This window comes from Pseudomonas sp. AN3A02 (assembly GCF_011765255.1).
Lineage (GTDB): Bacteria > Pseudomonadota > Gammaproteobacteria > Pseudomonadales > Pseudomonadaceae > Aquipseudomonas.
The window spans coordinates 1-26,003 of sequence record NZ_JAARNI010000009.1 but is presented as its reverse complement, the minus strand read 5'-3'; the positions used below and the strand labels follow the sequence as shown (position 1 = coordinate 26,003).

Genomic DNA, 26,003 nt, shown 5'->3' with positions numbered 1-26,003 from the left:
GCTCCCTCGCCACAGGGGAATGTTTGTTTGTTTCATGGGGCACAGTTGCTGCCTATTGAGATCGTTCCCACGCTCTGCGTGGGAATGCCGCTCTGGACGCTCTGCGTCCGCTGTTAAAATCGTGACGCAGAGCGTCACCGGATGCATTCCCACGCAGAGCGTGGGAACGATCACACTCACCATTTTTGCCTGAAAGCTGCGCGGCCACAGGCGTCATTCAGGAATGTCATTGGCCATGAGCTCGTCTTTTTCATTGTTTCGCACCTGGAAGGTCCAACACTTGCCGTCGACGCCGGCGGCTTTTGTGCGGCATTTCATCGGTCATTTCAAAGGTTGGTACCTGGCGATCCTGCTGCTGCAGATTGCCGCCGTGGTGTGCTCGATCCTGACGCCCTGGGGGTTGGGGCAGATCACCCGCACGGTCAGCAACGGGCTGGAAGCGGAGCGTGCCTTTGAAGTGCTGCAATGGCCACTGACACTGCTAAGCGCGCTACTGGTGTGCCAGGTACTGTTTACCCGTGCCTCTGCGGGCTGTCATATCCATGTCTTGCCGTTGCAGCGGCGCACGGTGACGCATGTGGTGTTCGCTTATCTGCAACAGCATTCCCATCGTTTCATCAGCAATGAGTTCGCCGGGGCTCTGGCGCATCGGGTTGCGGAAATTACCCTGGGGGTGAATCAGACCCTGAGCATCTTGTTGTTCGACCTGATCCCGCTGCTGGTGACGCTGAGCCTGGCCACGGCCTTGCTATGGACCGCATCACCACTGTTGGCGTTGTTCATGGCGGGTTGGTCGGTGGCGTTCATCACCATCTGCTACGTGCTCGCGCGCCGCAGCCATCCTCTGGCCCAGCAGTATTCGGCCGCGCGCAGCACCAGTACCGGCAAGGTGGTGGATGCGGTCTCCAACCTGGCCAATATCCGTCTGTTTGCGCGCCATGCGTTCGAGCACAGTTACCTCGGCACCTTCCTCGACAAAGAGGTGGCGGCTGCCTATCGATCCCTGGGGTACATGGAAAAAATTCGCTGGTTCCAGGCCAGCTGTGGCGTGGTGCTCAAGCTGGGTCTGTTGTTGCTGGCGCTCTACCTGTGGCGCAGTCACCGTATCGACATTGCTGCGTTTGTCATGTCCACCAGCCTTTCGTTGTTGATCATCAGCGATGTCGAAAACCTGTCGCGACGCTTTCTCGAATTTTTCGAAGCTACCGGCAACATCGCTAATGGCGTGCGCACCTTGATTCGCCCCCATGAAGTCATCGACCAACCCGGTGCCAAGGCGCTACAGGTCAAGCGCGGGGATATCGAGTTTCGCGACGTGGGCTTCAGCTACAGCGCCGGCCGGCCGATTTTCGAGCACCTGAATATCGTGATTCCCGCCGGCCAGAAAGTCGGCCTGGTGGGCGCCTCGGGTTCCGGCAAGTCGACGCTGCTGAGCTTGCTGCTGCGCCTTTACGACGTGCAGCAAGGCCAGGTGCTGGTGGACGGCAAGGACGTGCGCGACGTCACCCAGCATTCACTGCACCAGCAGATCGGCCTGATTCCCCAGGAGCCCGGCCTGTTCCACCGCAGCATTCGCGAAAACATCCATTACGGCCGCCTGGATGCCTCGATGGATGAAGTCGCCGAGGCGATCCACCGCGCCGGCGCCAGTGAGTTTATCGACAGCATGGAGCACGGCTACGAGTCGCTGGTGGGCGAGCGTGGGGTCAAGTTGTCCGGCGGCCAGCGCCAGCGCATTGCGATCGCCCGGGTGTTGCTGAAAAACGCGCCGATCCTGGTGATGGACGAAGCCACTTCCAGCCTGGACTCGATCACCGAGCGCTTTATCCAGGACAAGCTCGACGAAATCATGGAAGACAAGACCGTGCTGGTGGTGGCGCATCGGCTGTCCACCGTGGCCCATCTGGACCGGATCCTGGTGTTCGACAATGGCCGGGTGATCGAGGACGGCAGCCACGAACAGCTGCTGCGTCAGGGCGGGCAATATGCGCGGTTGTGGAGTCGCCAATTCAGCGATGCGCTGGATGAAGTCGCGCTGTGATCAGGCGGCGTACCGGGTACGCCGCGCAGTGCAGGTCAGATCGACAGGTGCAGCACCCGCTCGTCCTCGGCACCGGCCAGCGGGCGGCGCTTGTTGACCTTCAGCTCACCCAGGTTGATCAGCAAGGTGCGGGTCACGTTGCGGCTCAGCCCCAGCAACTCGGCGGTGTGCACCTGGTTGTGGTGGCACAGCCGGTAGGCGGCAGTCAGCAGGCTGCGCTCGACCTGTTCGTGGAGGTTGTCGATCTGTTCTTCGAACAGGCGCTGGAAGGCCAGGTCGAGCAGGTCATGGGCCGTGGTGCTGTCTTCCTGGCGTTCGATACGCAGGTTGGACATGCGCAGGTCATCGGCCTGGATCACACCGTCACGGCAGATCAGCAGGGTGTGGTGGATGACGTTTTCCAGCTCGCGAATATTCCCCGGCCAACTGTAGGTGGCCAGCCGTTGCTCGGCGTCCTTGCTCAGGATGACCTCGCCGTACCCCAGGCGGCTGGTGTAGGTGTCGATGAAATACTGCACCAGCGGCAGGATATCGCCGGGGCGGTCCCGCAGCGGGCTGAGTTCCAGGTTGACCACGTTCAGGCGGTAGAACAGGTCCTCGCGAAAATGCCCGGCGTTGATGGCTTTTTCCAACTGCACGTTGGTCGCCGCCAGTACCCGCACATTGATCGGAATACTTTTGCGCGAACCCAGGCGCACCACTTCACGTTCCTGTAGTACCCGCAGTAGCTTGACCTGGATCGACATCGGCAGGTCGCCGATTTCATCGAGGAACAGCGTGCCGCCATTGGCTTCTTCAAACCAGCCGGCCTTGGCGCTGAGGGCGCCGGTGAATGCGCCTTTCTCGTGGCCGAACAACTCGGCTTCCACCAAAGACTCGGAGAACGCACCGCAATTCACCGCCACGAACGGCTGTGCCTTGCGGCCACTGAGGTTGTGGATATGCCGAGCCACCAGCTCTTTGCCGGTGCCGGTTTCGCCGATGATCAGTACGCTGGCTTCGCTCGGCGCGACTTGTTGCACATGCTTGAGCAAGGCTTTGGACCGGGGGTCTTCAAACACCTGCGCGGTGGCGCGGATGGAGGTGGCAAGGGCGGGCGAGGGCGGTAGGGTCAGCAGTTGCATGGCAGTCTCTACGAATAAAACGTCGGGATGGGCGGGGTACCGTTCAGTGCCCACTCGCCCAGTTCATGAAGCTTGTAGTCCAGCGGGTCATGCAGGCTCTGGGTGCGCAAGTTGCGCCAGTGCCTGTCGAGGGCCACCGAGGCGTTGGTCGCCCGTGCGCCGGTGACCTCGAAGACCTTGCTACACAGCTCCAGGCCGTTGCGGCTGGCGGCGACTTTGGCGGTGGCGATGGCAATCGCCGCTGTGCCGCGTTCCTCGCTGGTCAGCGCGGAACCCTTGGCCCATGCCGCGTCCAATACCTCACCAGCGCGCTCCACCAGCAGGCGGGTGCTTTGCAGGGCCACCCAGAAGTCGCCGTAGTGGCTGAGGATGTAGGGATCCTGGGTGGTGTGGCTGGCGCTGGAGCGGAACCACGGGCGGGCTTCTTCCAGGGTGTATTGGCGCGCCTCTTCGAATGCGCCCTCGGCGATGCCGAGGAAGATATTCGCGAAATGCAGTTGCGCAATCAGCGGGCGCAGGCAGGCGAACGGCGTGCTCAACGGCCCCGGGTCCAGCAGCAGGTCGGACTCTTCCACGCGTACGCGTTTGAAAGTCACGCTGCCGCTGTCAGTCTGGCGCTGGCCCATATTGTTCCAGTCGTTGTGCAGGATGATCCCGCTGCGGGCGCTGGGAATCGCTGCGATCAGCAACTTGCCGCCGGCGCTTTCATCGATGGCCGAGGCGATCAGCATCTCCGAGTCGTTGGCGCCGGAGCAGAAGTTCTTCTGCCCCGAGAATTCTCGCCAGCCCGTGTGGCGCTTGACCACCGTGCGGGTGTCCAGGGGGTTCAGGGTGTTGCCCCAGAACCAGTTGTTGCTGGCCGTCAGGCTGAACCAGGTTTGCCATTGTGCGGGCGTGGCGAACAACCGGACGGTGGCGAGCATCAGGTGATGAAAGCCGAATACGTGGGCGATGGAGCTGTCGACCCGGGCGAATTCGCGCACCACTTCGAAGGTTTCCGACCAGTTGGCATCCAGCCCGCCGAATTGCCCGGGAATGCTCAGGGACAACAGGCCGCTGCTGCGCAGCTTGTCGCGTTCGGCTTTGGGGGTGCCGCCGCTGGCATCGCGGTCGACGGCGGTGCGGGCGAATTCGCTCGCCAGGTCACGGGCAATCTCCAGCGGCGTCCTGCGGGTGCAGAGTAAGTTGACCGTCACGCGTGAATACCTCGTTGCTTAATAGTCGAGCGTGTTTGAGTGGGTTTATTCAACTGTTGATAGAGCAAGAGCCATACCAAGTAAAAACACGCTGGAAACTTGCGGTTCCGTGTTTACGGGCTGGGCCGACTATTATCAAAAGCACAACTTTTGTTGCGCAGGTGTTGGGATTCGGACAGTTGCGCCAAGGCCCGCGTGGCCTGGCGCCGGTTATGCTTTTATCGGTTAAGCATATAAGTAATTTGTCTTTTTAACGGTTGTTGGGAATCGAACATTTCGCCAGCAAAGTGTTGCGCCTGTGCCGATTAAATACGGTTGTGGTCCCGTGTTTATTGATGTTTTGACGTGGCACGAACCCTGCAAAGTTGGATTCAGAGCGCGACTATACAAATAGATGCTCCAACTAATTAGAGACCCCAGGAGTATTTAATCCATGCGGCAACTGTTTGAACCACGCGCTCGTCGTTTTGAGTCACTGGCCACCGCGTCCAGCCTTGGTGTGCTGTTGATGCTGATACACGGCGCGGCCTTTGCCGCCCAGACCGACCCGACCCTGGCCACGGTGGTGGTCACCGGCGCCGAGGCTACCGAAGCGCAAAAGGCCGAAAAGCAGCTGGCCAAGGTGCCCGGCAAAACCGCGGTGATCGACAACCGCAAGATCGAGCAGGGCCGGGCGGCGAACGCCGAGGACGTGCTGGCGTTGCAGCCGGGAGTATTCGCCCAGGCCACCAGCGGCTCGGGCGCCAACAAGATTTCGATCCGTGGTTCGGGCCTCAACACCTTCTATCAAGGCTATGTGCTGGGGATCAAATTCCTCTACGACGGCCTGCCGTTGACCGGCCCCGGCGGCACCCAGGAAGACATGCTGGACATGGCCTCCGTGGACCACACCGAAGTGCTCTACGGCGCCAACGCCTTCCGTTATTCGGCCTTGTCATTGGGCGGCGCGATCAACTTCGTGAGCAAGACCGGCCGCACCGATCCGGGCAATTACGCACGCTTCGAAGCCGGCAGCTTCGGCTACCGCAAGCAGCAACTGAGCACCGGCGGTGTAGAGGGGGACAACGACTACTACGTCAGCATCCAGCACAACGAGCGCGACGGTTATCAGGACAACACGCCGAACAAGGGGCAGGGGATCGTCGCCAACTTCGGCCATGTATTCAGCCCGCAACTGGAGACGCGTTTCTACATTCGCTATAAAGAAGAAACCCTCAGCCAGGGCAATACCCTGACCAAATACCAGCTCAAGCACGACCCTACGAGCAACCTCGTGCCCATCGGTCGCAAGAAGGACGGCTCGACCCTGCTGGGCAGCACCACCACCTACACCTTCAACGACAATGCCAAGCTCGAAGTCGGCCTGGGCTACAACGACTACCCGCTGGACAACGGCTGGCGTTACTCGCCAACCCCCCAGGAATGGCGCTCCCAGGACGTCAACCTGACCCTGCGCTACCTGCGCACCGCCGACACCTTCTTCGGCCTGCGCAGCGACAGCAGCGTGACCTTCAGCAACACCCTGGCGTACCTCGCCGATGTGAAATCCCACAGCAAGGCCACCGGCATCACCCAGCAGAAAACCAACTACACCGGCTCCCGGGACACGGTGTTTTCTCTTGGCAACGAACTGCAACTGAACGACCGTACGTGGCTGTCCACCGGGCTGTCGCTGATTGATATCAAGCGCAAGGCGCAGATCGAATACAGCACCAGCACCAATACCAGCGCGTTCCCCAGTGGCGTCGAATACGACGAGACCGACGTCGCCCCGCGCATCGGCCTGCGCTACCAGCTGACCCCGGAATTCGAAGTGTTCGGCAACGTCAGCCGCTCGGTGGATCCACCCGTTACCTGGCAGTTGGGCAGCACCGGCACACCCTACATCCGCGATGTGCGCCCGCAAAAAGCCAACACCGTGGAGTTTGGTATTCGCGGCGGCCACGGCATTTTCGACGGCAGCCTGACGGTCTACCGGTCGTGGGTGCAGAAAGAACTGTTGTCGGTTGTGGTGCGCCAGGCAACCGCCACCCAGGACCAGTTGGTGGCTACCTCCAACGGCAGCGCAACGATTCACCAGGGCATTGAAGCCGGCTTGAATGCGCAACTGTGGGACGGCGGCAATGGCGACACCGTGACCTTGCGCCAGGCCTACACCTTCAACGACTTCCACTACCGCAATGATGGGGTGTTCGGCGACAACCAGTTGCCGGGCTTGCCGCGTCAGGTCTACCAGGCGGAGCTGGAGTATCGCCAGGGCAGCGGTTTCTACGCGCAGCTCAATGCCCGGGCGGCGTCGAGCTACTACGTGGATTTCGCCAACTCCCTGAGTGCGCCGTCCTATACGTTGTGGGGCGCCAAGGTGGGCTACGAGGCCCCGAGCAAGAAGTGGGAAGTGTTCGTCGACGCGCGCAACCTGACCAACAAGCGCTATGCCACGGCCACCAACACCGCGTACGACGCCAAGGGCCAGGACTCGGCCAACTTCTATGTAGGGGATGCGTTCAACGTGACCACGGGGGTTGCGTTTCACTTTTGATGGCAGCACCACGACCTGACAGGCAAAGCAAATCCAGTGTGGGAGCTGTCGAGCCTTAGCGAGGCTGCGATGGCATCACCTCGGTGTACCTGAAGCACCGAGGTGCCCGCATCGCAGGCAAGCCAGCTCCCACACTGGATTTTTGTAGTGGCTGGAGATTCAGTTCTGCGGCCGCTGCTTGGTCGAATCCAGCTCGGCCTTTTTGCCGGTGCTGATCTCGGTGATCAACGCCGACTTGGCGATTGCAAAGTCAAAGGTGTCCTGCATCTTGGCGATCGCATCGGTCGCTGTGCCGTTCAGGCCACCGTTGGCCGCCCAGTCGAAGTTCCACACCCCGGACAGGTTATCGGCACCCGCCACGTCATGGGTTTCGATGGCGGTGAACACGTCGGGGTGGCGTTCCATGTACTGGGCCGCAGCGCTCACATCGGCGGGCACCTTGCCCGAGGCATTGCTGGCCAACTGTGAAAGCTCTTGCTTGGTAATCGCCGACTTGCCCGACTGGCGCATGTAATCGGCGATCACCTTGCTCGATTTGGAAATATTCAACTTGTCGTCAAATACCGACGTCGAGGCTTTTTGAGTGGTCGGTCCGCCACCGGCGGGTGTTACGGTAGTAGACATCGGCGCTGCTCCCTCAATGAATTGGATGACATCGAAGCCGACGTTAGCATGGGCAATTGGCCATTTATCGTCGGCTTCACAACAATTCGCAGCGGCCGGAAAATTTCACAGCGTTTCACCCGCATCCAGCTTCGCCAGCAGCCTCTGGCCCCGTTCCCACAGCGCGTCCTGCTTGGATTCAGGCATCCGGTCGAGGTTCTTGTAGAGCATGGCCATGCGCTGATTGCCCCGCAGCAGGTCGCCGTGGCGCATCAGGAAGTGCCAGTAAAGCGCATTGAACGGGCAGGCATTGTCAGCGGTACTTTCGGTGACTTTGTACGCACAGTCGCGGCAGTAATCCGACATGCGCTTTATGTATTGGCCGCTCGCGCAATAAGGTTTGGAACCCAGGTAGCCGCCATCCGCATGCATCACCATGCCCAGGGTGTTGGGCAGCTCGACCCAGTCGAAAGCGTCCATGTAGATCGCCAGGTACCACTCGCATATCTGGCTGGGCACGATGCCGGCCAGCAGGGCGAAATTGCCGGTGACCATCAGCCGCTGGATGTGATGGGCGTAGGCATGTTTCAGGCTTTGGCCGATCGCCTGGCGCATGCAGTTCATTTGCGTCTCGCCCGTCCAGTAGAACTCCGGCAGCGGGCGGCTGTTGCCGAATGCATTGCCGGCGGCGTAGTCCGGCATCTTCAGCCAGTACACGCCGCGTACGTATTCACGCCAGCCAATCAGTTGGCGGATAAACCCTTCGGCGGCATTCAGCCCGATGCCGCCCGACCAATAGGCGGCCTCCACGTCGCTGCACAGTTGGCGCAGGTCCAGCAGGCCGATGTTCAGCGCCGCGCTGATGCGGGCATGAAACAGGAAGGGCTCGTCGCTGGCCATGGCGTCCTGGTAGTCGCCGAACCCGGCCAGGCCGTAATCCAGAAAGTAGTCCCACAATGCCTGGGCATCGGTGTGGGTTACCGGGTAATCGAAGGTGTCCAGGTCGCCGTAGTGGCTGCTGAAGTGTTGACCCACCAGCGCCAGCACGTCCTGGGTGATGGCGTCTGAACTGAAGCGCGCCGGGTAGGGCGCCTTGGTTCCCTTGGGCAGCGCCTTGCGGTTGTCTGCATCAAAGTTCCAGGCGCCGCCGACTGGCGTGCCGTCACCGTTGAGCAATAACCCGCTCTTGCGGCGCATCTCCCGGTAGAAGAACTCCATGCGCAGCTGTTTTTTGCCGCTGGCCCACGTAGCGAACTCGTCACGGCTGCACAGGAAACGGCTGTCGGCATGCCACTGGATCGGCAAGCCGCAGTCTTTCAGGGATTGTTCCAGGCGCCAGTCGCCGCATTCGGTCAGGTGCAGTGCCTGTGGCTGCATCAGCGATTGCCAGCGCCCTAGCTCGCCGGGTATCGAGCCGGTGTTTTGCGGGTCGTCCAGGGCGACGTACTGCACCCGGATACCACGCTGCTGCAACGCCTGGGCAAAGTGGCGCATGGCGCTGAAGACCAGCGCGATTTTTTGCGGATGGTGGGGCACATGGCTGGCTTCCTCCATCACCTCGACCATCAAGACGGCATCGTGCTGGCTGTCCAGCCCGTCCAGTGAGGCCAGGTCAAACGACAACTGATCGCCCAGCACCAGGCAAAGGTTTCTGACGGCCTTGGTCACCAGGGCGCTTCCAGGGAAAATGGCGTTCGCAGTGCCTCAATGGGCCCTTCACGCCGGCCGCACATTTCATCATGGACGCACTGATGCACCAGGGTGCAGGGGAACGCCGGGACTGACTGCAACACATCACGCAGGTGGTTGATGGAACGAAAGTGCAGGGGCTTTGAGGCCGCGTCCAGCAACGTGAAGAGGCCGTGGTCCAGCCGGACGCGCGCCAGATAGAAGCCGCCTTCCAGGGAGAGCAGTTCCATTTCACGCACGTCGCCTTGGGTGGCCAATTGGGTCAGGGTTTGCAGGTTCATGATTCACTCCTTGCCGGTCAGGGTTGCGAAGACTGGCGATGGAAGAACAGCGTCACCTGGCCCACTTCGACGCCCAGCTTGGACATGCTGGAGCGATTGATCAGCGTGTCTTCGTCCATCAGGTACATCCAGTCGTCGAGGCTCACTTCATAGACGGAGCCGTCAACCGGCAGGCTCAGCACGTAACGCCAGCGCAACGCGTTGCCGGCCACTTCGCCCTTGGCTTCACCGACCACGTCGTCGGCGCGGCCGCGCCAGTGGTTCGGGCCATCGGGGGTCAGGGTCCAGACACGCCGCTGGCGAGTGCCGTCGCTGTAGAGAAAGCGTTCGTCGAGAATCAGGTTTTTACCCTCGCTGCGGCTGGCGATATTCACCTCGAAACGCTTGGCCACTTCACCCGAGCGTTTCTCGAATATGCCCCAGGCCTTGACGGGCTTGCTGAAGAAGCGCACCAGGTCCAGTTGGGGTTGCTGGTCGGCATAGTGTTTTACATCCACGCTGCCACAACTGCTCAGGCCCAGCACCAGGGCCAGCGAAACCAGTAGACGGGTCATTGCGGTTCTCCCTGAGAGGGCTTGATACTGCTGATACTTGTACAAAATAATAAATTTGTACAGGTATTTAGAAAGGTACCAGGATGTTACCGGCTACCGGCCTGCCCATTTATGGGCCGCTCCTTGAACCTTTTGGTAGCACTTTACTGCGGTATTGCGCCGTGTACGGGTTAATCCAGCTGACCAACTTCACCTGAATCAATCACTTGAAGCACTAAGTGCGAACTTGGCACGCAAACTGCCTTTTTGTATTCGTGGATAATTGGATACAAAAATTCAAAAGGTGCTGCCGATGCAATTCGCTCCCGCTTATGTAGAACGCCAGCCGCTGACCGCCGAGGAGGAGGCCTACGCCTTCCTGCTGGACGCGATTTGCAGTGGCCGCTACCGCAAGGGTGACCGGTTGATCGCTGAGGACATTGCCAGCGAGATCGGCATGAGCCGCATGCCGGTGCGCGAAGCCTTCCGCCGCCTCGACGCCCAAGGCCTGGTGACCCTGCGGCCTAACCGTGGGGCGATTGTCAGTGGGCTGGACATCGACGAATTGCACGAAGTCTTCGAGATGCGCAGCGCCCTCGAAGGCCTGGCCGTGCGCGTGGCGGTCGGGCGGATTGGCGAGCGCCAACTGGCCGCGCTGGAGCGGCTGCTGGACGAGATGGACGATTACCGCGACGAAAGCGCCGAGTGGGTCAGCCGCCACCGCGCCTTTCACGAATACCTGTGCAGCCTCAGCGGCCGCCCGCGCCTGATGAAGCAAATTTCGGCGCTGTACTCGCTGGTGGAGGCGCCCATGCGCCTGTGGCTGCAGCACGGCGACAAACCCCTCAGCGCCCGCCAGGAGCATGCGGTGATCCTCGAAGCGATTCGTGCCGGTGACGCCGACCGCGCCGAAGCCGTGGTGCGCGAGCACATCGAAGGCACCGTGCCGGCGCTGATCCAGTTCCTGCAAACGGAAAAATAGAAGCGGGTACAAACCCGCCCGTGTTTTGACTTTGAGTCCTGCCCCCGTTGTTCAACGAACTGGAGTGTCTGGTCATGTATAAACGCCGCGCCTTGCTGGTCGCCGTATCCTTGGGCCTTTGCACACAATGGGCGATCGCTGCACCCCAGGTGCCGGAGCGCCTCCAAAAGGTCGACAAACTGGTGTATTGCTCGGGGATGGATTCACCGCCCCTGGTGTCCTTCGATGAAGCGCAGAAACCCCGGGGACTGACCGTCGACCTGGGCCTGGAAATCGCCAAGCGCCTGGGAGGCAAGCAGGTGCAATGGCGGGTGATTCCGTTCTCCGGGCTGGTGCCGGCGCTGCTGGCCCAGCAGTGCGACATGATCGTCGACCAGTTGTTCGACAAGCCCGAGCGGCGGCAAGTGATCGATATCGTCAACTACATGTATTCCAGCCAGTCGGTGGTGGTGCCCAAGGGCAACCCCAAGGGCATCCAGGCGCTGGATGACCTGTCCGGGCACAAGGTCGCGGTGCTCAACGGCTCCACCATCAAGACCTTGCTCGACGCCCAGAACGACAACCTGGCCAAGGCCGGCAAGCCACCGATGAAACTGGTGGTCTACAACACCGACACCGACGCCTTCCAGGCCTTGCGCATCAACCAGGTGGACGCCTATGGCACCACCGTGGAAACCGCCGGCTACTACGCGGCGATGGCCCCGGAACTGTTCCAGGAAGGCGTACCGGCGTTCAGCCGGATCCTCACCGGCCTGGGCATTCGCAAGGACGATCCGCAGCTCAGCGCCGCCGTGCAGCAAGTGGTCAGCGACATGCGCAGCGACGGCAGCTACGTCCAGTTGTTGAACAAGTGGCATGTCAGCAGCGACACACTCGACTGAGGCCAACCTGCGATGAATTTCAATTGGGATGTGTTCTGGCAGTACCTTCTGCAGCCCAGCGGGGTATACCTGACCGGGCTCTGGCTGACGTGCCTGATCGCGGTGTCGGCGATGCTGCTGGGCTGTGTGCTGGGGTTGGCGGCGGCGTTGTTGCGGTTGTCGAAGAACCCGCTGCTGCACCTGCCGGTGCGCTTTTATGTGTGGTTGATGCGTGGCACACCGTTGCTGGTGCAGATCGTGTTCCTGTACACGGCGCTGGCGGCGGGCGGGATTTTTCGTTTCGAGGATATCGACCTGTTCGGGCTGGTGATCCCCGGGAATATCCAGGCGGCGATCATCGCCCTGGGCCTGAATGAAGGCGCCTATATGGCCGAGATCATCCGGGCCGGCATTGGCGCGGTGGACAAGGGCCAGTACGAAGCCGGGCGCTCACTGGGCATGGGTTTCGCCAAGCTGATGCGGCGCATTGTACTGCCCCAGGCGTTCCGGGTGATCGTCCCGCCGCTGGGCAACGAGTTCAACGTGATGCTCAAGAACACCACCCTGGTGAGTGTGATCGGCGTGCAGGAGCTGTTGCTCAGCACCCAGATGGTCACCTCGGCCACCTTCCGGGTGTTCGAGTTGTACCTGGTGGTCGCCATCTACTTCCTGTTGTTGACCACGCTCTGGGGCTTTTTCCAGCGCTGGCTGGAGGCGCGTTTCGGCCAGTCGGACCGGCCTTCGTCACCGCCGCCGGCCTCCAGCCGGATGTTCGGTCGCAGCACCCTGAAATTGTTGAGGGGACGCTAACCATGGCGCACAAAAGTGAAGAGTTGATCATCGAGGCCCTGGATGTGCACAAGTCCTTCGGCGAGTTGCAGATTCTCAAGGGGATTTCCCTGCAAGTGCGCCGTGGCGAAGTGGTGGTGCTGATCGGTGCCTCGGGCTCGGGCAAGACCACCTTTATCCGCTGCATCAATTTGCTGGAAGACATCCAGGGTGGGCGCATCCGCGTCAACGGTCGGGCGATGGGTTATCGCGAACGTGCCGACGGCAGCCTGGTGCGGGACTCGGAGCGCAACATCGCTCGCCAGCGCCGGGACATCGGCATGGTGTTCCAGCGCTTCAACCTGTTCCCCCATATGACCGCCCTGGAAAACATCATCGAGGCGCCGATCCAGGTGCTCGGTGTGTCTCGTGCGGCGGCATTGGAACAAGCCCGCGGCTTGCTGGAACGCGTGGGCCTGGCGGACAAGGCCGGCCACTACCCGTCGATGCTCTCGGGCGGGCAGCAGCAACGGGTGGCCATCGCCCGGGCGCTGGCGATGAAACCCCAGGCCATGTTGTTCGACGAGCCCACCAGCGCCCTCGACCCGGAAACCGTGGGCGAAGTTTTGCAGGTGATGAAAGAGTTGGCCGAGGAGGGCATGACCATGGTGGTGGTGACCCATGAAATGGGCTTTGCCCGTGAAGTGGCCGACCGCGTGGTGGTGCTCGACCAGGGCGAACTCATCGAACAAGGGCCGCCGGAACAGATTTTCAGCCGTCCGAGCCATCCCCGTACCCGGGCCTTTCTCAGCCGTGTGCTATGACCCTTCCAAGGAAAGTCACCATGCGCTTATCGAGTGTGTTCGCGGCCCTGTGCTGCGCCGCGATTGTCCCCATGACCCAGGCCGCCGACCCGGTGGTGAAGGTCTATAACTGGTCCGATTACATCGGGCCCGACACCTTGAAGAATTTCGAGAAAGACAGCGCCATCAAGGTCCAGTACGACATCTTCGACACCAACGAGATGCTCGAAGCCAAGCTGCTTTCCGGGCATTCGGGGTATGACGTGGTGGTGCCGTCCAGCCAATTCCTGTCCAAGCAGATTCGGGCCGGAGCCTACCAGCCGCTGCAACGTTCCCTGCTGGATAACTGGAAGCACCTCGACCCGCGCCTGATGCAACGCCTGGAAGCCGCCGACCCCGGCAACCGCTACGCCGTGCCGTATATGTGGGGCACCGTGGGTATCGGTTACAACGAGGAAAAAGTTCGTGCGGTGCTGGGCAAGGACGCGGTACTGGATTCCTGGTCGATGGTGTTCGAACCCGGCAACCTGGCCAAGCTCAAAAGCTGCGGCGTGGCGTTTCTCGATGCGCCGGTGAAGATCATCCCCCAGGTGATGCTCTACCTCGGGCTGGACCCCAACAGCGTCAAGCCCGACGACTACAAGCAAGCCTCGAAACGCCTGATGGAACTACGGCCTTCGGTGACCTACTTCAACTCGTCGAAATACACCGCCGACCTGGCCAACGGTGATATCTGCGTGGCCATCGGCTATTCCGGCGACGTGATGCAGGCCCAGAACCGCGCCAAGGAAGCGGGCAAACACATCGACATCCGCTACCTGATCCCCAAGGAAGGCGTGAACCTATGGTTCGACATGCTGGCGATCCCCAAGGACGCCGGCAACGAGGCCAACGCCCACGCCCTGATCAACTACCTGCTGCGCCCCGACGTGATCGCGCCCATCAGCGACTATGTGGGCTACGCCAACCCCAACCAAGACGCGACGGCGCTGATGGACCCCAAAGTCAGCGGCAACCCCGGCATCTACCCCGGTGACGAAGTGATCAGCCGCACCTTCGTTTCCGCCGACCTGCCGGAAGCCATCCAGCGCCTGATGACCCGGGAGTGGAACCGGGTCAAATCCGGCCAATGAATCCTTGTTTTGAAGAGCCTTTGCCATGTTGAAATTTTCTGCTCATGAATACCCTTATCCGTCCCAGCGCCAGAGCGTATTTGCCCGGCGCGGCATGGTCGCGGCTTCCCAGCCTTTGGCTGCCCAGGCTGGTATCGAGATCATGCAAAAAGGCGGCAACGCCATTGATGCCGCCATCGCCACGGCGGCGGCGCTGACGGTGGTCGAACCCACCGGCTGCGGCCTGGGGGGCGATGCCTTTGCATTGGTCTGGTGCAAGGGCCAGTTGCATGGCCTTAACGGCAACGGGCATGCGCCGGCGGCGGTGTCGATCGAGGCGGTGAAGGCCGCCGGCCATGAACGCATGCCGCTGTATGGTTGGACCCCGGTGACAGTGCCGGGCTGCCCGTCGGCGTGGGCCGAGCTGTCGCAGCGTTTTGGCAAGCTGCCGTTTGCCGAACTGCTGCAACCGGCCATCAGTTTGGCGCGGGACGGGTTTCCGTTGTCTCCGGTGGTTGCCCATCAATGGCAGGTCGCCCTGGACGAGTTCGGCCCCCATCGCGACCCGGTGCTGGAGGCGTGGTTCGAAACGTTCCTGATCGACGGCCGGGCGCCACGGGCCGGGGAGATTTTTCGCAATCCGGCCCAGGCGCGAACCCTTGAAGAACTGGCTGCGACCCGCTGTGAAAGCCTGTATCGCGGCGCCCTGGCAGAGCGCCTGGATGCTCATTCCCGAGCCACCGGTGGCTACTTGCGGGCCACCGATCTCAACGGCTACCGGGCACAGTGGGTAGAGCCGATCCACATCAATTATCGCGGGGTCGATGTGTGGGAAATCCCGCCGAGCGGGCAGGGTCTGGTGGCGCTGATGGCGCTGAAGATTCTGGAAGGTTTCAGCTTCGATCACCGCGACAGCCAGCAGACCTGGCATCGCCAACTGGAGGCGATGAAACTGGCGTACAGCGATGGCCTGCATTACATCACCGACCCGCTGCACATGCGCTTGGCGGTGGCTGATTTGCTCAGCGATGGGTACAGCACCCGGCGGCGCGGGCAGATAGGGGAGCAGGCCCAGCCACCCAAGCCTGGCGATCCTCACGCCAGTGGCACGGTGTACCTGGCCACTGCCGATGCGGAAGGCAATATGGTTTCGTTTATCCAGAGCAATTACCACGGCTTTGGCTCCGGTGTGGTGTTGCCCGACAGTGGTATCGCGCTGCAGAACCGCGGGCAGGAATTCAGTCTTGATTCGGGTCATGCCAATTGCCTGATGCCTGGGAAAAAGACGTTCCACACCATCATTCCCGGGTTCCTTACCCGCAATGGCGAAGCTCTCGGGCCGTTTGGTGTGATGGGCGGGTACATGCAGCCTCAGGGGCATGTGCAGATGGTGATGAATCTGGTGGATTTCGGCCTTAATCCCCAGGCGGCCCTTGATGCGCCGCGTTGGCAGTGGCTGGGGGAAATGAAGGTGGGCATCGAGCAGGGGGCGTCGCGGGATTTGGCCAATGCGCTGGCTCGGCGTGGGCATCAGGTGCAGATTGCCAGTGACCTGACGGACTTCGGGCGTGGGCAGATTATCCTGCGGGATCCGGTCAGTGGGGTGCTGTGTGGGGGGACTGAGCCGCGGGCGGATTCGCATATTGCGGCTTGGTAGGCGAAGGTGATCGTTCCCACGCTCTGCGTGGGAACGCCGCCTCGGACGCTCCGCGTCCCGCTGGCACCGCGATCAAAAGCAGAGCTGCTTTCCTGTAGGAGCGAGCTTGCTCGCGAAAAACCTGAGGGCGCCGCGTTCATACAGAATGCCAGCGTTATCGTTAACGACCTTCGCGAGCAAGCCCGCTCCCACAATTGGACTGTGCCCGCTCTTGATTTCGCTTTTGCTTCACCACACTCAAGCCGGCCGGTAGGCCGCCGTAACAGCCGTCACCCCAAAAACGGATATGTCCCCGCCTCGCATCCTCCCCCAGCCCGCATGCCGGTCAGTAGCGAATCATCACCGACTTGAGCTCGGTGTAGTCCTCGATAAAAGCCCCACCAAACTCCCGCCCCACCCCCGAAGACTTGTTGCCGCCGAACGGCACCGCCGGGTCGAGCATCGTGTGCATGTTCACCCACACCGTCCCCGCGTTGATTGCCGGCACCATGCGCAGGGCCTTGCTCAAATCGTTGGTCCAGAGGCTGGCGCTCAGGCCGTAAGGCGTGTTGTTCATCAACTCCAGCAGTTCTTCCTCGGTGTCATAGGGGAAAAACGTGGCGATCGGGCCGAAGGTTTCTTCGTTGAGCAGGGTGTCGTTGATGGTGTTGGCGAGAATTACAGTCGGCTCCACGTAGCAACCCGGCCCGTCGATCAGCTTGCCGCCATGGATGATCGTGTTGTGTTCGGCGCGGGCCTTGGCGAAAAACCCTTCGAGTTTCTGTTGGTGCTGACGGTTGGTCACCGGGCCGAACTCGGTGCGTTCGTCCAGCGGCGAACCGATGTTCAACTGGCCCAGGCGCTGCGCCAGCTTGTCCATGATCGGCTCGATCTGCGAGCGATGGGCGAAGAAGCGTTCGGCGGCAGCGCAGATTTGCCCGGAGTGCAGGAAGCCGGCTTCGATGATGCCGTTGACCGCCTTGTCGAGGTCCATATCCCGCAGAAACCCGGCCGAGTTTTTACCGCCCAGTTCCAGGGTCGCCCGGGTCAGCCCCGCGCCCATGGCGCTGCGGCCCACGGCGATGCCGGTGGGCACCGAGCCGGTGAACGAAACCTTGTCGGTGTCCGGATGCTCCACCAGGCCTTTGCCCACATGCCCGCCACCGGTCAACACGTTCAGTACGCCCGCCGGCAGGCCGGCGTCGATGGCGAGTTCGGCGATGCGCAGGATGGTCAGCGGGGTGAACTCGCTGGGCTTGATGATGATGCTGCAACCGGTCACCAGCGCCGAGGCGAGTTTCCAGATGGCGATCATGGTCGAGAAATTCCACGGCACGATGCCCACCACCACGCCCACCGGTTCCCGCAGGGTGAAGGCGGTGTAGCGTTCACCGGCGAAGGAGGGCAGTGACGGGGTGATGGTCTGGCCGCTGATCTTGGTGGCCCAACCGGCGTAGTAACGCAGGAAGTGCGCGGCCTGGTCGACCTCAAAGGCCCGGGAAATCTGGATGATCTTGCCCGACTGGCAGGTTTCGATCTGCGCCAGTTCTTCGCGGTGTTGCTCCAGCAGGTCGGCGAGTTTCAGCAGCACATTGCCGCGAATGGCTGGCGCGACCTGGGACCACTGCCGGAAGCCACGTCGGGCCGATTCCACGGCCGCGTCGATATCGACAAGGTCGGCATCGGCGACGCGGGCGATCACTTCGCCGTTGGCCGGGTTGATCACCTCCAGGGTTTGGCTGGAGTGGCTCTGGACGTAGCCGCCGTCGATAAACAAGGCATGGTTTCGACGGAGGAAGGCTTGGACTTCAGGCAGCAGCGCAATATCGCTCATGGGAATTTCCTGCTCGCAAAAGCCCGAGGTTAACCAGCGCCGCTGGGCCAGGCTTGTCTGTGCCTGCCGCGCGATATGTCTGTGGCTGCCAGGCCTGTGGAAAGTGCAATCTTGGCTGTGGAAGGTGCATTTTCCGGTGTGATCGCCGGCTCCATACTGGCCCCACATCCAGCGTCGTTCGTTGATTTGGAACGCCAGCCGGACATCCAATAATAAGCAGGGCCGTCCATGAAAAAGCCAAACCCGCTCCTCGAAGACCTCAAGGCGATTCTGCCGACCATCGCTGCCAACGCCTTCCAGGCCGAGCAGGACCGCAAGGTTCCCGACGAGAACATTGCGCTGCTCAAGAGCATCGGCATGCACCGTGCCTTTCAACCCAAACCCTTTGGTGGCATGGAAATCTCCCTGCCGCAGTTTGCCGACTGCATCGCCTTGCTCGCCGGCGCCTGTGCCAGCACCGCCTGGGCCATGAGTCTGTTGTGCACCCACAGCCATCAACTGGCGCTGTTTTCCGCCAAGCTGCAGCAGGAAGTCTGGGGCGATAACCCGAACGCCACGGCCAGTAGCAGCATCGCGCCGTTTGGCCGCACTGAAGAAGTTGAAGGCGGCGTGCTGTTCAGCGGTGAAATGGGCTGGAGCAGCGGTTGCGATCACGCCGAGTGGGCGATTGTCGGTTTCCGTCGTAAAAATACCGAAGGTACTCAGGATTACTGCTTTGCGGTGCTGCCGCGCAGCGACTATCAGATTCGTGATGACTGGTTCGCCGCCGGCATGAAAGGCAGTGGCACCAAGACCTTGATTATCGACAACGTATTGGTGCCCGAACATCGCATCCAGAAAGCCAAAGACATGATGGAAGGCAAGTCCGCCGGCTTCGGTTTGTACCCCGACAGCAAGATTTTCTACTCGCCGTACCGGCCGTATTTCGCCAGCGGTTTCTCCACCGTCAGCCTGGGCGTGGCCGAGCGCATGCTTGAGGTGTTCCGCGAGAAAACCAAGACCCGCGTACGTGCCTACACCGGCGCGGCGGTGGGTGCGGCGACTCCGGCGTTGATGCGCCTGGCCGAGTCGACGCACCAGGTGGCCGCCGCCCGGGCGTTCCTGGAAAAGACCTGGCAGGAACACGCCGAACACAGCGAGCAGCACCGTTACCCGAGCCGCGAGACCCTGGCGTTCTGGCGCACCAATCAGGCGTACGCGACCAAGATGTGCATCCAGGCGGTGGACCGTTTGTTCGAGGCCGCGGGTGGCAATGCGTGGTTCGAGCACAACGAAATGCAGCGGTTGTTCCGCGATTCCCATATGACCGGCGCCCATGCGTACACCGATTACGACGTGTGCGCACAGATTCTGGGGCGTGAGCTGATGGGGCTTGAGCCTGATCCGAGCATGATTTGAAGCCTCGTGGCGGCCCCTCTGCAGGAGCGAGCTTGCTCGCGAAAAAACCGAGAGCGCCGCTCCCATCCAGGCAACCCACGTCATCGTTAACGACCTTCGCGAGCAAGCTCGCTCCTACAGGGAGCAGCTCGATAATAAGTAATCCGGGAGTCTTGTATGTCTGAGCACAGCGCTACGATCTTCGATCCACGGGCCTTTCGCCGGGCCCTGGGCAACTTTGCCACCGGTGTCACGGTGGTCACCGCCGCTGATGCCAGCGGGCGCAAAGTGGGTGTCACCGCCAACAGCTTCAACTCGGTCTCCCTGGACCCGCCGCTGGTGCTGTGGAGCATCGACAAGCGCTCCAACAGCCATGAGGTGTTCGAGCAGGCCAGCCATTTTGCGGTCAATGTGCTGGCGGCCGACCAGATCCACCTGTCGAATAATTTTGCTCGGCCCAAGGACGATCGCTTCGCCGAAATCGAATTCGAATCGGGCGAAGGCGGCTCGCCGGTTTTCGCCGATTGCTCGGCGCGGTTTCACTGCGAGAAATACCAGCAGGTGGACGGTGGTGATCACTGGATCATGATAGGCAAGGTGGTGGCGTTTGATGATTTTGGGCGTTCGCCGTTGCTCTATCACCAAGGGGCGTATGCGCGGATCGAGGAGCGGCAACCGTAGGGCGAACACCTCTATCGAGGGCTGATGCAAATTTAATGTGGGAGCGGGCTTGCTCGCGAATGCTGAGTGTCAGCCAATACATCTGGCGACTGACACACCGCTTTCGCGAGCAAGCCCGCTCCCACATGTGATCTCGGTTGCTCATTGCATCTGTGTTAGAACGGCACGGCCACGGTGACTTGGCTATACACATTGGTGCCGTTGCCACCCACCTGGTTGCCGCCGTTGCTCTCATCCTTGTTGGGCTTGTACAGCCCCAGCAGCGGCGTGACGATCAGGTGTTCGTTCACCGCCCACTCCGCGTACAGGTCCAGTTCGCGCCCGTCGAGGTTGAGCATGCCGCCCTTGCTCAACGTCTTGTAATCGAAGAACAGCGCGCCGACGGTCACGCTGTCCAGCGGCTTGACCTTCAACGCCACGTGCTGCACCTCAGTATTGGTATTGAACGGCCCCGAATAATTGCCGGCCACTTCGCCCTGCACCCAAGTGCCGTAGCCACGGTTGAAACCCGCGAACATCGCGTCCCAGTTTTTCGAATAGCGGCTGTAGCGGTAGGTCAGGTCCGGCGACCATGGCAGCGCGGCGAAGGTATAACCGCCCTCGGTGTACCAGGCCTTTTCCGGGCCGGCGTCCTTGTCCTGCCAGGCGTATTCAAAGGAAAAGTGTGCGTTCTCGATCCCGGCATTGCCCGCACCCCGCAGGCTGTAGAGGTTCATCCCGGCGCGCTGTTTTTGCAGGTCATTGGCGTAACGGTCATCGACGCTGATGCCATGGATATAGGTCAACCCCACGGTGCCGGGTGCGGCGGTGTAGTCCAGGGTGCCGGCGGCCATTTCGGTGTTGGCCTGGGCGCGGTTGTCGGACTTGATCCACATCACGCTGCCATGCACGCGGTCCTTGCCCCCCAGGCGTAATACGGCGGTTTGATCGAAGGCATGGCGCGCGGCGATGTAGTAGGCGCCGCCCCGGTTGAACTTGCCATCGTCCACGCCCTTGCCGAGGTTCGGGCCGTCGTCATTGATGATGAAACCGTCGCCGAGCATGATGATCTGGCGGCCGAACGACAGGTCCACACCATCCTTGCCCAGCGCCGGAAACAGCTCCCCCGAGCGCCAACCGGCGAAGGCTTCGTCGAACTTGGTGGTGCGCTCGCTGCCGGTGGTCACGCCGGACGCATCGCCATCACCCCAGGTGCCGGAGCTGACCAGGTTAGCCGTGCCATACACGCTGCCCAGGGCGCCGAAGCGCTGGTCAACGCTCAAGCCATATTTGATGAAGCCTTCACGCCAGGTGGAACCGCCGGTGGTGCCGTCATAGTTTTTGCGGCTGTTGAACATCCCGTACACCGCGAGGAAGTTGCCGGTGACCTGGGTGTCGTCATCGGCGTACAGCTCGAACGCCCGGGCCGATGACTCGATGACCATCAGCGCAATGCCCAGGCTCACGGCCTTGTACAGCCGACGGGTTTTTTGTGTGTGCTCCATTGTTATAGTCCCCAGCAGGTTGAGTTGAGGGCGCATTAGTGCGAGCGGGGGCGGGCCAAGTCTTTCCTCTGCGTGCCAGGTAATTGACCCTGGCCGCCAGCGGCGGGACAGTGGCAGGCAGCAACAAAACCGGCGGCAGCCAGGAGCAAGACGATCAGCCAGGGCGGGGCGCAGAGTGCCAATACTTCTAAAAATCCGCTTCTTGAGGATCTGCACCATGTCGATCAACGACCGGCTCACCGAACACTTGAAACGCGGCACGGTGGGCTTTCCCACGGCGCTGGCGAGCACCATTGGCCTGATCATGGCCAGCCCGGTGATCCTCACCGCAACCATGGGGTTTGGCATCGGCGGCAGCGCCTTTGCGGTGGCGATGTTGATCGCGGTGGTGATGATGCTGGCCCAGGCGACCACCTTCGCCGAAGCCGCCTCGATCCTGCCCACCACCGGCTCGGTCTACGACTACATCAACTGCGGCATGGGCCGGTTCTTTGCGATCACCGGCACCTTGTCGGCGTACCTGATCGTGCACGTGTTTGCCGGCACCGCTGAGACGATCCTGTCCGGGGTGATGGCGCTGGTGAATTTCGAGCACCTCAATACCCTGGCGGAATCTGCCGGCGGCTCATGGTTGCTGGGGGTGGGTTTCGTGATTGTGTTCGGGGTGCTGAATGCGTTTGGTGTCAGCGCGTTCGGCCGCGCCGAGATCATCCTCACCTTTGGCATGTGGACCACCCTGATGGTGTTTGGCGTGCTGGGTCTGATCGCGGCTCCGGCGGTGCAGTTGGACGGCTGGTTCGGTGAATCCCTGGTGGGCACCGACCTGATCACGATCCTGTCGCTGGTGGGCATGGCGATGTTCATGTTCGTCGGTTGCGAGTTCGTCACGCCGCTGGCGCCGGACCTGCGCAACTCGGCCAAGGTGATGCCCAAAGCGATGGTGCTGGGGCTGTTGGGTGTGGCCACGTGCATGTTCATCTACGGCGCGGCAATGAAGCGCCAGGTGGAGAACGTATTGATCGACGCGGCGGGCGGCGTGCACCTGCTGGATACGCCGATGGCGATCCCGAAATTCGCCGAGCAGGTGATGGGCAGCATCGGCCCGATGTGGCTGGGTATCGGCTTCCTGTTTGCCGGTGCTGCGACCATCAACACCTTGATGGCCGGTGTACCACGGATCCTGTACGGCATGGCGGTGGACGGCGCGTTGCCCAAGGTCTTCACCTACCTGCACCCGCGCTTCAAGACACCGCTGCTGTGCATCCTGGTGGCGATGCTGATTCCGTGCCTGCACGCGCTGTACCTGGGGGGTAACACCGACAACATCATGCACCTGGTATTGGCCGCCGTGTGTGCCTGGAGTTTTGCTTATCTGCTGGTGACGTTGTCGGTGGTGATCCTGCGGATTCGCCGGCCTGATCTGCCTCGTGCCTACCGTTCGCCGTTCTTTCCGCTGCCGCAGATTCTGTCGAGCATCGGCATCCTGCTGGGCATGTGGTTTATCACGCCGCCGGGGATGAACCCTGCTGACATCTACATTCCCTTCGGCGTGATGCTCGGTTGCACGGCCGTGTACGCGTTGTTCTGGACCCTGGTGGTGCAGAAGGTCAATCCATTCAAGCCCGCCTCGGTGGAAGAGGTGTTAGCCAAGGAGTTCGCCCATGAATCGGGTCAGCCGCACAACGGGTATATCAGCCATGCTGCAAAAACTGTCTGAGCTGTTCAGCGCCCGGCGCGCGCCTGCCGGTTATCGTCCCGGCGTTACGCTGGAACACCTGCGGCGCAACCTTGGCCTTGCCGGTTATGCGGTGTGCGGACCGACGACGGCCCGGGTTGCCCTGGACGAACTCGGGTTGCAACTGGAGATCGTCGAGCGCACCGAATCGCAACTGTTGATGCACCTGGTGATGACCGAATTCGTACTGCACCTGCCTGCCTCGCAGCAGGGCACGGCGAGCTTCGAACTGCACCACACCGGGGCCGTTCGACGCACTGGAATCCGCTGTCGGCAGCGCTCGGGAAACAAGGAAGTTTTAGGCGTTCTGCAAACCGAGTTGCAGGAGGGCAGTGCGTTGTATCGCGCCTTGATGCCGCTGGACTTCAAGCGCCTGCGCATCGACCTGGTGGATCACCAGTGGTGCGTGCGGCTTGAGCATATGGGCGGCAGCGAGGTGGTCAACCGCATGCCGGCGTTTCGGCGCTATATCGCCTTGAGCAGTGATCAGCGTGCCTGGCTGCTGGACGCCTTGAGCGGTTTCCAGCGCGCATTACAGGCCCACTGACCGCAGGATTTGGCATCAATAGTGCAAACACCTTGGCAGACACGTACTTGTTGCGCGCATATAGATAACATGTTAACTATTGCCCGACAAAAACAAAAAGCCAAGGTGGAAACTACCATGAGCATGCAACAGATTGGGCAAGACGGGCTGGACCGCTGGACCCGGGATCTGCGCGCGGCTTGCGGTCACTTCGACACAGAACTGGCCTTCAACCGCTCGCTGTTCATCGGCAGCATCAGCACCTTTTCCCGCGGCGGCTTGCCTCTGGCCAACCTGCGCACCAACGCCGGCCTGATCAAACGCCCCAAAGCCCGCGCCGACCACGATGACGACCAGAACTGTTTCCTGGTCAGCCAGCGCAGCGGCTACTGCCAGATCACCCAAAACGGCCAGAGCGTGCAACTCGCCCCCGGCGAATTACTTTTGATGGACTCGGTGGGCTCCATCGACATCACCCCGTTCGGGCTGATCGAACACGCCTCACTGTCATTGTCCCGCGCAGAGGTGTGCAAACAGTTCGGCAACCAGCCCAAGACCTTCGGCAAAATCTCCTCAAGCAAAGCCTGCGGGCGCATGTTGCATGTGCTGATGGACCAATTGTGCAAGGACGCACTCAACGGTGAAGGCGCGGTCGGCGAGGGGCAGGCGTTGCAGTCGGCGTTTGTCTCGCTACTGGGGTCGGCGTTTGAGCAGGAAGATGATGAGCGGGACGATTGCGGCGGGTTGCAAGGCAGCAATTTGCGCAGCTATGTGCAGAAGGTGATTGATGAATCGTTGACCCAGCCAGGGCTCAGCCCGGTGGGGTTGGCGAGTCGATTGAACATCTCGGTGCGGCATTTGTATCGGTTGTTTGAAGAGCAGGATGACAGTGTGTGCCGTTATATCCAGCGGGCGCGGTTGAAGCGTAGTGCGGATGATCTGACCAACCCGTTCTTGCGCAGTGAGTCGATTACGTCGATTGCGTATAAGTGGGGATTTACGGATTCGGCGCACTTTAGTCGGTCGTTCAAGAAGCAGTTTGAAGTGTCGCCGAAGGATTTTCGGGCTGGGCGGTTGCAGCAGGTGGGGTGAGTGGCGCTATAGGGCCACTCATTTGTTTGCTCATTCTATTCCCCTTCACGCGTCGCTCCGCTTATTGCCTTGTCGAGCTTTTCTATGACATGTTCAAGCCACAATCGTCCTGATGGCCACTCGTGGGGATAGTGGTAGTAACAGTACTGTTCATAGAGAAGGTTTTTTTGGAGGTCTATCTCTGTATTTTGAACGGCTAAGAGCTCAATGATTTCCTGCCTTACTTGGCATATTGCCTCGGGGTCTGACTCGTTTATAAAAGAGTCAATGACCTCGTCTGCAGAGTCGTGATCGTAGACCCAGTCCTGGTTGAAGTAGCCACCAAAAAACTGTTGCAACGCTGTTAATGCAGTGCTCATGGTATTGGGTAGCCTGTCAGTATCAGATAGCCATCGGGCATTGTTTGATCTCTTTTTAAAACCAGTAATAACTTGTAGACCGGGATGGTCTGGCTTGAACCTCTTATGAGGCTTAATCCTACGGGATTTTGATGTCTGTCTCGAATAATAAGTTTGTTAGTACTCCCGCTTAGGAATGTATGTATTTGTTGATTATGAGATGCCAGGCTCCTAGATACGACTGACTCGGCAGTCGTTAGATTCTGAAACGTAGATGCAGCTGGAATATTTGGCTCTGCTACAAGCCTTGAAGCTAACTGCGCCGTTGTCTGACCGACGTGCTTTTCAATTAGATGACCCCCAGCTGCTTCATGCGCGGCTAATCCCCCTCCAGGGACTTTGCTAACTGCTGTGTTATTTGTTGAGCCCGGGCACTGCCCAGGCGTACAAACTAATCCCAACGGATCCACCCACCCCGTCGGGTTGGGCACGTACTGGTATCCGTTCAGCCCACCCGCCAGTTTCACCGGATCGGGCGTCAGATAGCGGCCAATATCCGGATTGTAGTAGCGATGGCGGTTGTAGTGCAGCCCGCTTTCCGGGTCGAAGTATTGGCCCTGGAAGCGCAGCGGGTTGGTGATGGTGTTGACGTCGAGCTTGGCGATTTGGCCGTAGGCGCGGTAGTGGGCGGACCAGACGATTTCGCCGTCGGGCGCGGTGAGTTCCTGTGGGGTGCCGAGGTGGTCAAGTTGGTAGTGGAAGGGTTTTA

At 60.8% G+C, this 26,003-nt stretch carries 22 protein-coding genes and 1 pseudogene; 13 read left to right on the top strand and 10 right to left on the bottom strand.

The genetic code is table 11. The features are described from left to right. Positions 1-235: 235 nt before the first annotated feature. A complete protein-coding gene (locus HBJ59_RS24655; protein ID WP_167665048.1) occupies positions 236-2,041 on the top strand; it encodes an ABC transporter ATP-binding protein in 1,806 nt (601 codons plus the stop codon). A 35-nt stretch (positions 2,042-2,076) separates the two neighbouring features. Here HBJ59_RS24655 and HBJ59_RS24650 read toward each other — a convergent pair whose 3' ends face one another. Next, positions 2,077-3,165, bottom strand: coding sequence for a sigma-54-dependent Fis family transcriptional regulator (locus HBJ59_RS24650; RefSeq protein ID WP_167665047.1), 1,089 nt, complete (start codon positions 3,163-3,165; stop codon positions 2,077-2,079). Between the two features lie 8 nt (positions 3,166-3,173). After that, the gene (locus HBJ59_RS24645; protein ID WP_076016017.1) at positions 3,174-4,361 is read right to left on the bottom strand and encodes an acyl-CoA dehydrogenase family protein; all 1,188 of its coding nucleotides are present in this window, start codon (positions 4,359-4,361) and stop codon (positions 3,174-3,176) included. 433 nt (positions 4,362-4,794) lie between these two features. On the opposite strand from HBJ59_RS24645, the gene HBJ59_RS24640 reads away from it, so the two are divergent. Continuing rightward, entirely contained in the window at positions 4,795-6,900 is a 2,106-nt protein-coding gene (locus HBJ59_RS24640) for a TonB-dependent receptor domain-containing protein (protein ID WP_167665046.1), read from the top strand. Between the two features lie 159 nt (positions 6,901-7,059). Here HBJ59_RS24640 and HBJ59_RS24635 read toward each other — a convergent pair whose 3' ends face one another. The 4 genes from HBJ59_RS24635 to HBJ59_RS24620 form a co-directional block, all read right to left on the bottom strand. Further along, a complete protein-coding gene (locus HBJ59_RS24635; RefSeq protein ID WP_063031603.1) occupies positions 7,060-7,524 on the bottom strand; it encodes a hypothetical protein in 465 nt (154 codons plus the stop codon). Positions 7,525-7,629: 105 nt separating this feature from the next. Beyond that, on the bottom strand, positions 7,630-9,171 hold the full coding sequence (locus tag HBJ59_RS24630) for a cryptochrome/photolyase family protein (protein ID WP_167665045.1): 1,542 nt from the start codon (positions 9,169-9,171) through the stop codon (positions 7,630-7,632). Then, complete coding sequence (locus tag HBJ59_RS24625) at positions 9,168-9,473, bottom strand: DUF6482 family protein (protein ID WP_167665044.1); 306 nt, start codon at positions 9,471-9,473, stop codon at positions 9,168-9,170. The genes HBJ59_RS24630 and HBJ59_RS24625 overlap by 4 nt, the downstream gene beginning before the upstream one ends. A 17-nt stretch (positions 9,474-9,490) precedes the next feature. Next, the gene (locus tag HBJ59_RS24620; RefSeq protein ID WP_167665043.1) at positions 9,491-10,027 is read right to left on the bottom strand and encodes a DUF3833 domain-containing protein; all 537 of its coding nucleotides are present in this window, start codon (positions 10,025-10,027) and stop codon (positions 9,491-9,493) included. A 292-nt stretch (positions 10,028-10,319) separates the two neighbouring features. Here HBJ59_RS24620 and HBJ59_RS24615 point away from each other — a divergent pair, with 292 nt between their 5' ends. The 6 genes from HBJ59_RS24615 to HBJ59_RS24590 all read left to right on the top strand — a co-directional run bounded on the left by HBJ59_RS24615 (position 10,320) and on the right by HBJ59_RS24590 (position 16,188). After that, positions 10,320-10,988: a GntR family transcriptional regulator gene (locus tag HBJ59_RS24615; RefSeq protein WP_167665042.1), complete on the top strand. Its 669-nt coding sequence runs from the start codon at positions 10,320-10,322 to the stop codon at positions 10,986-10,988. Between the two features lie 74 nt (positions 10,989-11,062). Next, positions 11,063-11,869 carry an ABC transporter substrate-binding protein gene (locus tag HBJ59_RS24610; RefSeq protein WP_167665041.1) on the top strand — a complete coding sequence of 269 codons (807 nt, stop codon included), beginning with the start codon at positions 11,063-11,065 and terminating at the stop codon, positions 11,867-11,869. A 12-nt stretch (positions 11,870-11,881) separates the two neighbouring features. Beyond that, complete coding sequence (locus tag HBJ59_RS24605; RefSeq protein ID WP_088422625.1) at positions 11,882-12,658, top strand: amino acid ABC transporter permease; 777 nt, start codon at positions 11,882-11,884, stop codon at positions 12,656-12,658. Positions 12,659-12,660: 2 nt separating this feature from the next. After that, entirely contained in the window at positions 12,661-13,440 is a 780-nt protein-coding gene (locus tag HBJ59_RS24600; RefSeq protein WP_017478927.1) for an amino acid ABC transporter ATP-binding protein, read from the top strand. A 20-nt stretch (positions 13,441-13,460) separates the two neighbouring features. Continuing rightward, positions 13,461-14,552, top strand: a complete 1,092-nt coding sequence (locus HBJ59_RS24595; RefSeq protein ID WP_167665040.1) for a polyamine ABC transporter substrate-binding protein — start codon at positions 13,461-13,463, stop codon at positions 14,550-14,552. Between the two features lie 25 nt (positions 14,553-14,577). Beyond that, on the top strand, positions 14,578-16,188 hold the full coding sequence (locus HBJ59_RS24590) for a gamma-glutamyltransferase family protein (protein ID WP_167665039.1): 1,611 nt from the start codon (positions 14,578-14,580) through the stop codon (positions 16,186-16,188). A 325-nt stretch (positions 16,189-16,513) separates the two neighbouring features. Here the strand turns inward: HBJ59_RS24590 and HBJ59_RS24585 are convergent, their stop codons facing one another. Further along, complete coding sequence (locus HBJ59_RS24585; RefSeq protein ID WP_167665038.1) at positions 16,514-18,001, bottom strand: aldehyde dehydrogenase family protein; 1,488 nt, start codon at positions 17,999-18,001, stop codon at positions 16,514-16,516. 228 nt (positions 18,002-18,229) lie between these two features. On the opposite strand from HBJ59_RS24585, the gene HBJ59_RS24580 reads away from it, so the two are divergent. Together HBJ59_RS24580 and HBJ59_RS24575 are read left to right on the top strand one after the other, a co-directional pair. After that, on the top strand, positions 18,230-19,399 hold the full coding sequence (locus HBJ59_RS24580; protein ID WP_167665037.1) for a p-hydroxyphenylacetate 3-hydroxylase oxygenase component: 1,170 nt from the start codon (positions 18,230-18,232) through the stop codon (positions 19,397-19,399). A 156-nt stretch (positions 19,400-19,555) separates the two neighbouring features. After that, positions 19,556-20,041, top strand: a pseudogene (locus HBJ59_RS24575) (flavin reductase family protein); the annotation flags it as partial. A gap of 173 nt (positions 20,042-20,214) precedes the next feature. On the opposite strand, the gene HBJ59_RS24570 reads toward HBJ59_RS24575, so the two are convergent. Continuing rightward, on the bottom strand, positions 20,215-21,543 hold the full coding sequence (locus tag HBJ59_RS24570) for a hypothetical protein (protein WP_167665036.1): 1,329 nt from the start codon (positions 21,541-21,543) through the stop codon (positions 20,215-20,217). A gap of 217 nt (positions 21,544-21,760) precedes the next feature. Here HBJ59_RS24570 and HBJ59_RS24565 point away from each other — a divergent pair, with 217 nt between their 5' ends. From HBJ59_RS24565 to feaR, 3 genes are all read left to right on the top strand, one after another. Continuing rightward, positions 21,761-23,260, top strand: coding sequence for an APC family permease (locus HBJ59_RS24565; protein WP_167665035.1), 1,500 nt, complete (start codon positions 21,761-21,763; stop codon positions 23,258-23,260). Next, positions 23,241-23,825 carry a DUF3156 family protein gene (locus tag HBJ59_RS24560; RefSeq protein WP_167665034.1) on the top strand — a complete coding sequence of 195 codons (585 nt, stop codon included), beginning with the start codon at positions 23,241-23,243 and terminating at the stop codon, positions 23,823-23,825. The genes HBJ59_RS24565 and HBJ59_RS24560 overlap by 20 nt, the downstream gene beginning before the upstream one ends. Before the next feature lie 117 nt (positions 23,826-23,942). Next, positions 23,943-24,896 (top strand): transcriptional regulator FeaR, encoded by a 954-nt coding sequence (feaR, locus tag HBJ59_RS24555; protein ID WP_167665033.1) that lies wholly within the window; start codon positions 23,943-23,945, stop codon positions 24,894-24,896. A 35-nt stretch (positions 24,897-24,931) separates the two neighbouring features. On the opposite strand, the gene HBJ59_RS24550 is transcribed toward feaR, so the two are convergent. Continuing rightward, complete coding sequence (locus HBJ59_RS24550) at positions 24,932-25,255, bottom strand: contact-dependent growth inhibition system immunity protein (protein ID WP_167665032.1); 324 nt, start codon at positions 25,253-25,255, stop codon at positions 24,932-24,934. Then, positions 25,252-26,003: RNase A-like domain-containing protein (locus tag HBJ59_RS24545; RefSeq protein WP_178124288.1), on the bottom strand; the 752-nt coding region annotated here is incomplete at its 5' end. The genes HBJ59_RS24545 and HBJ59_RS24550, both read right to left, overlap by 4 nt.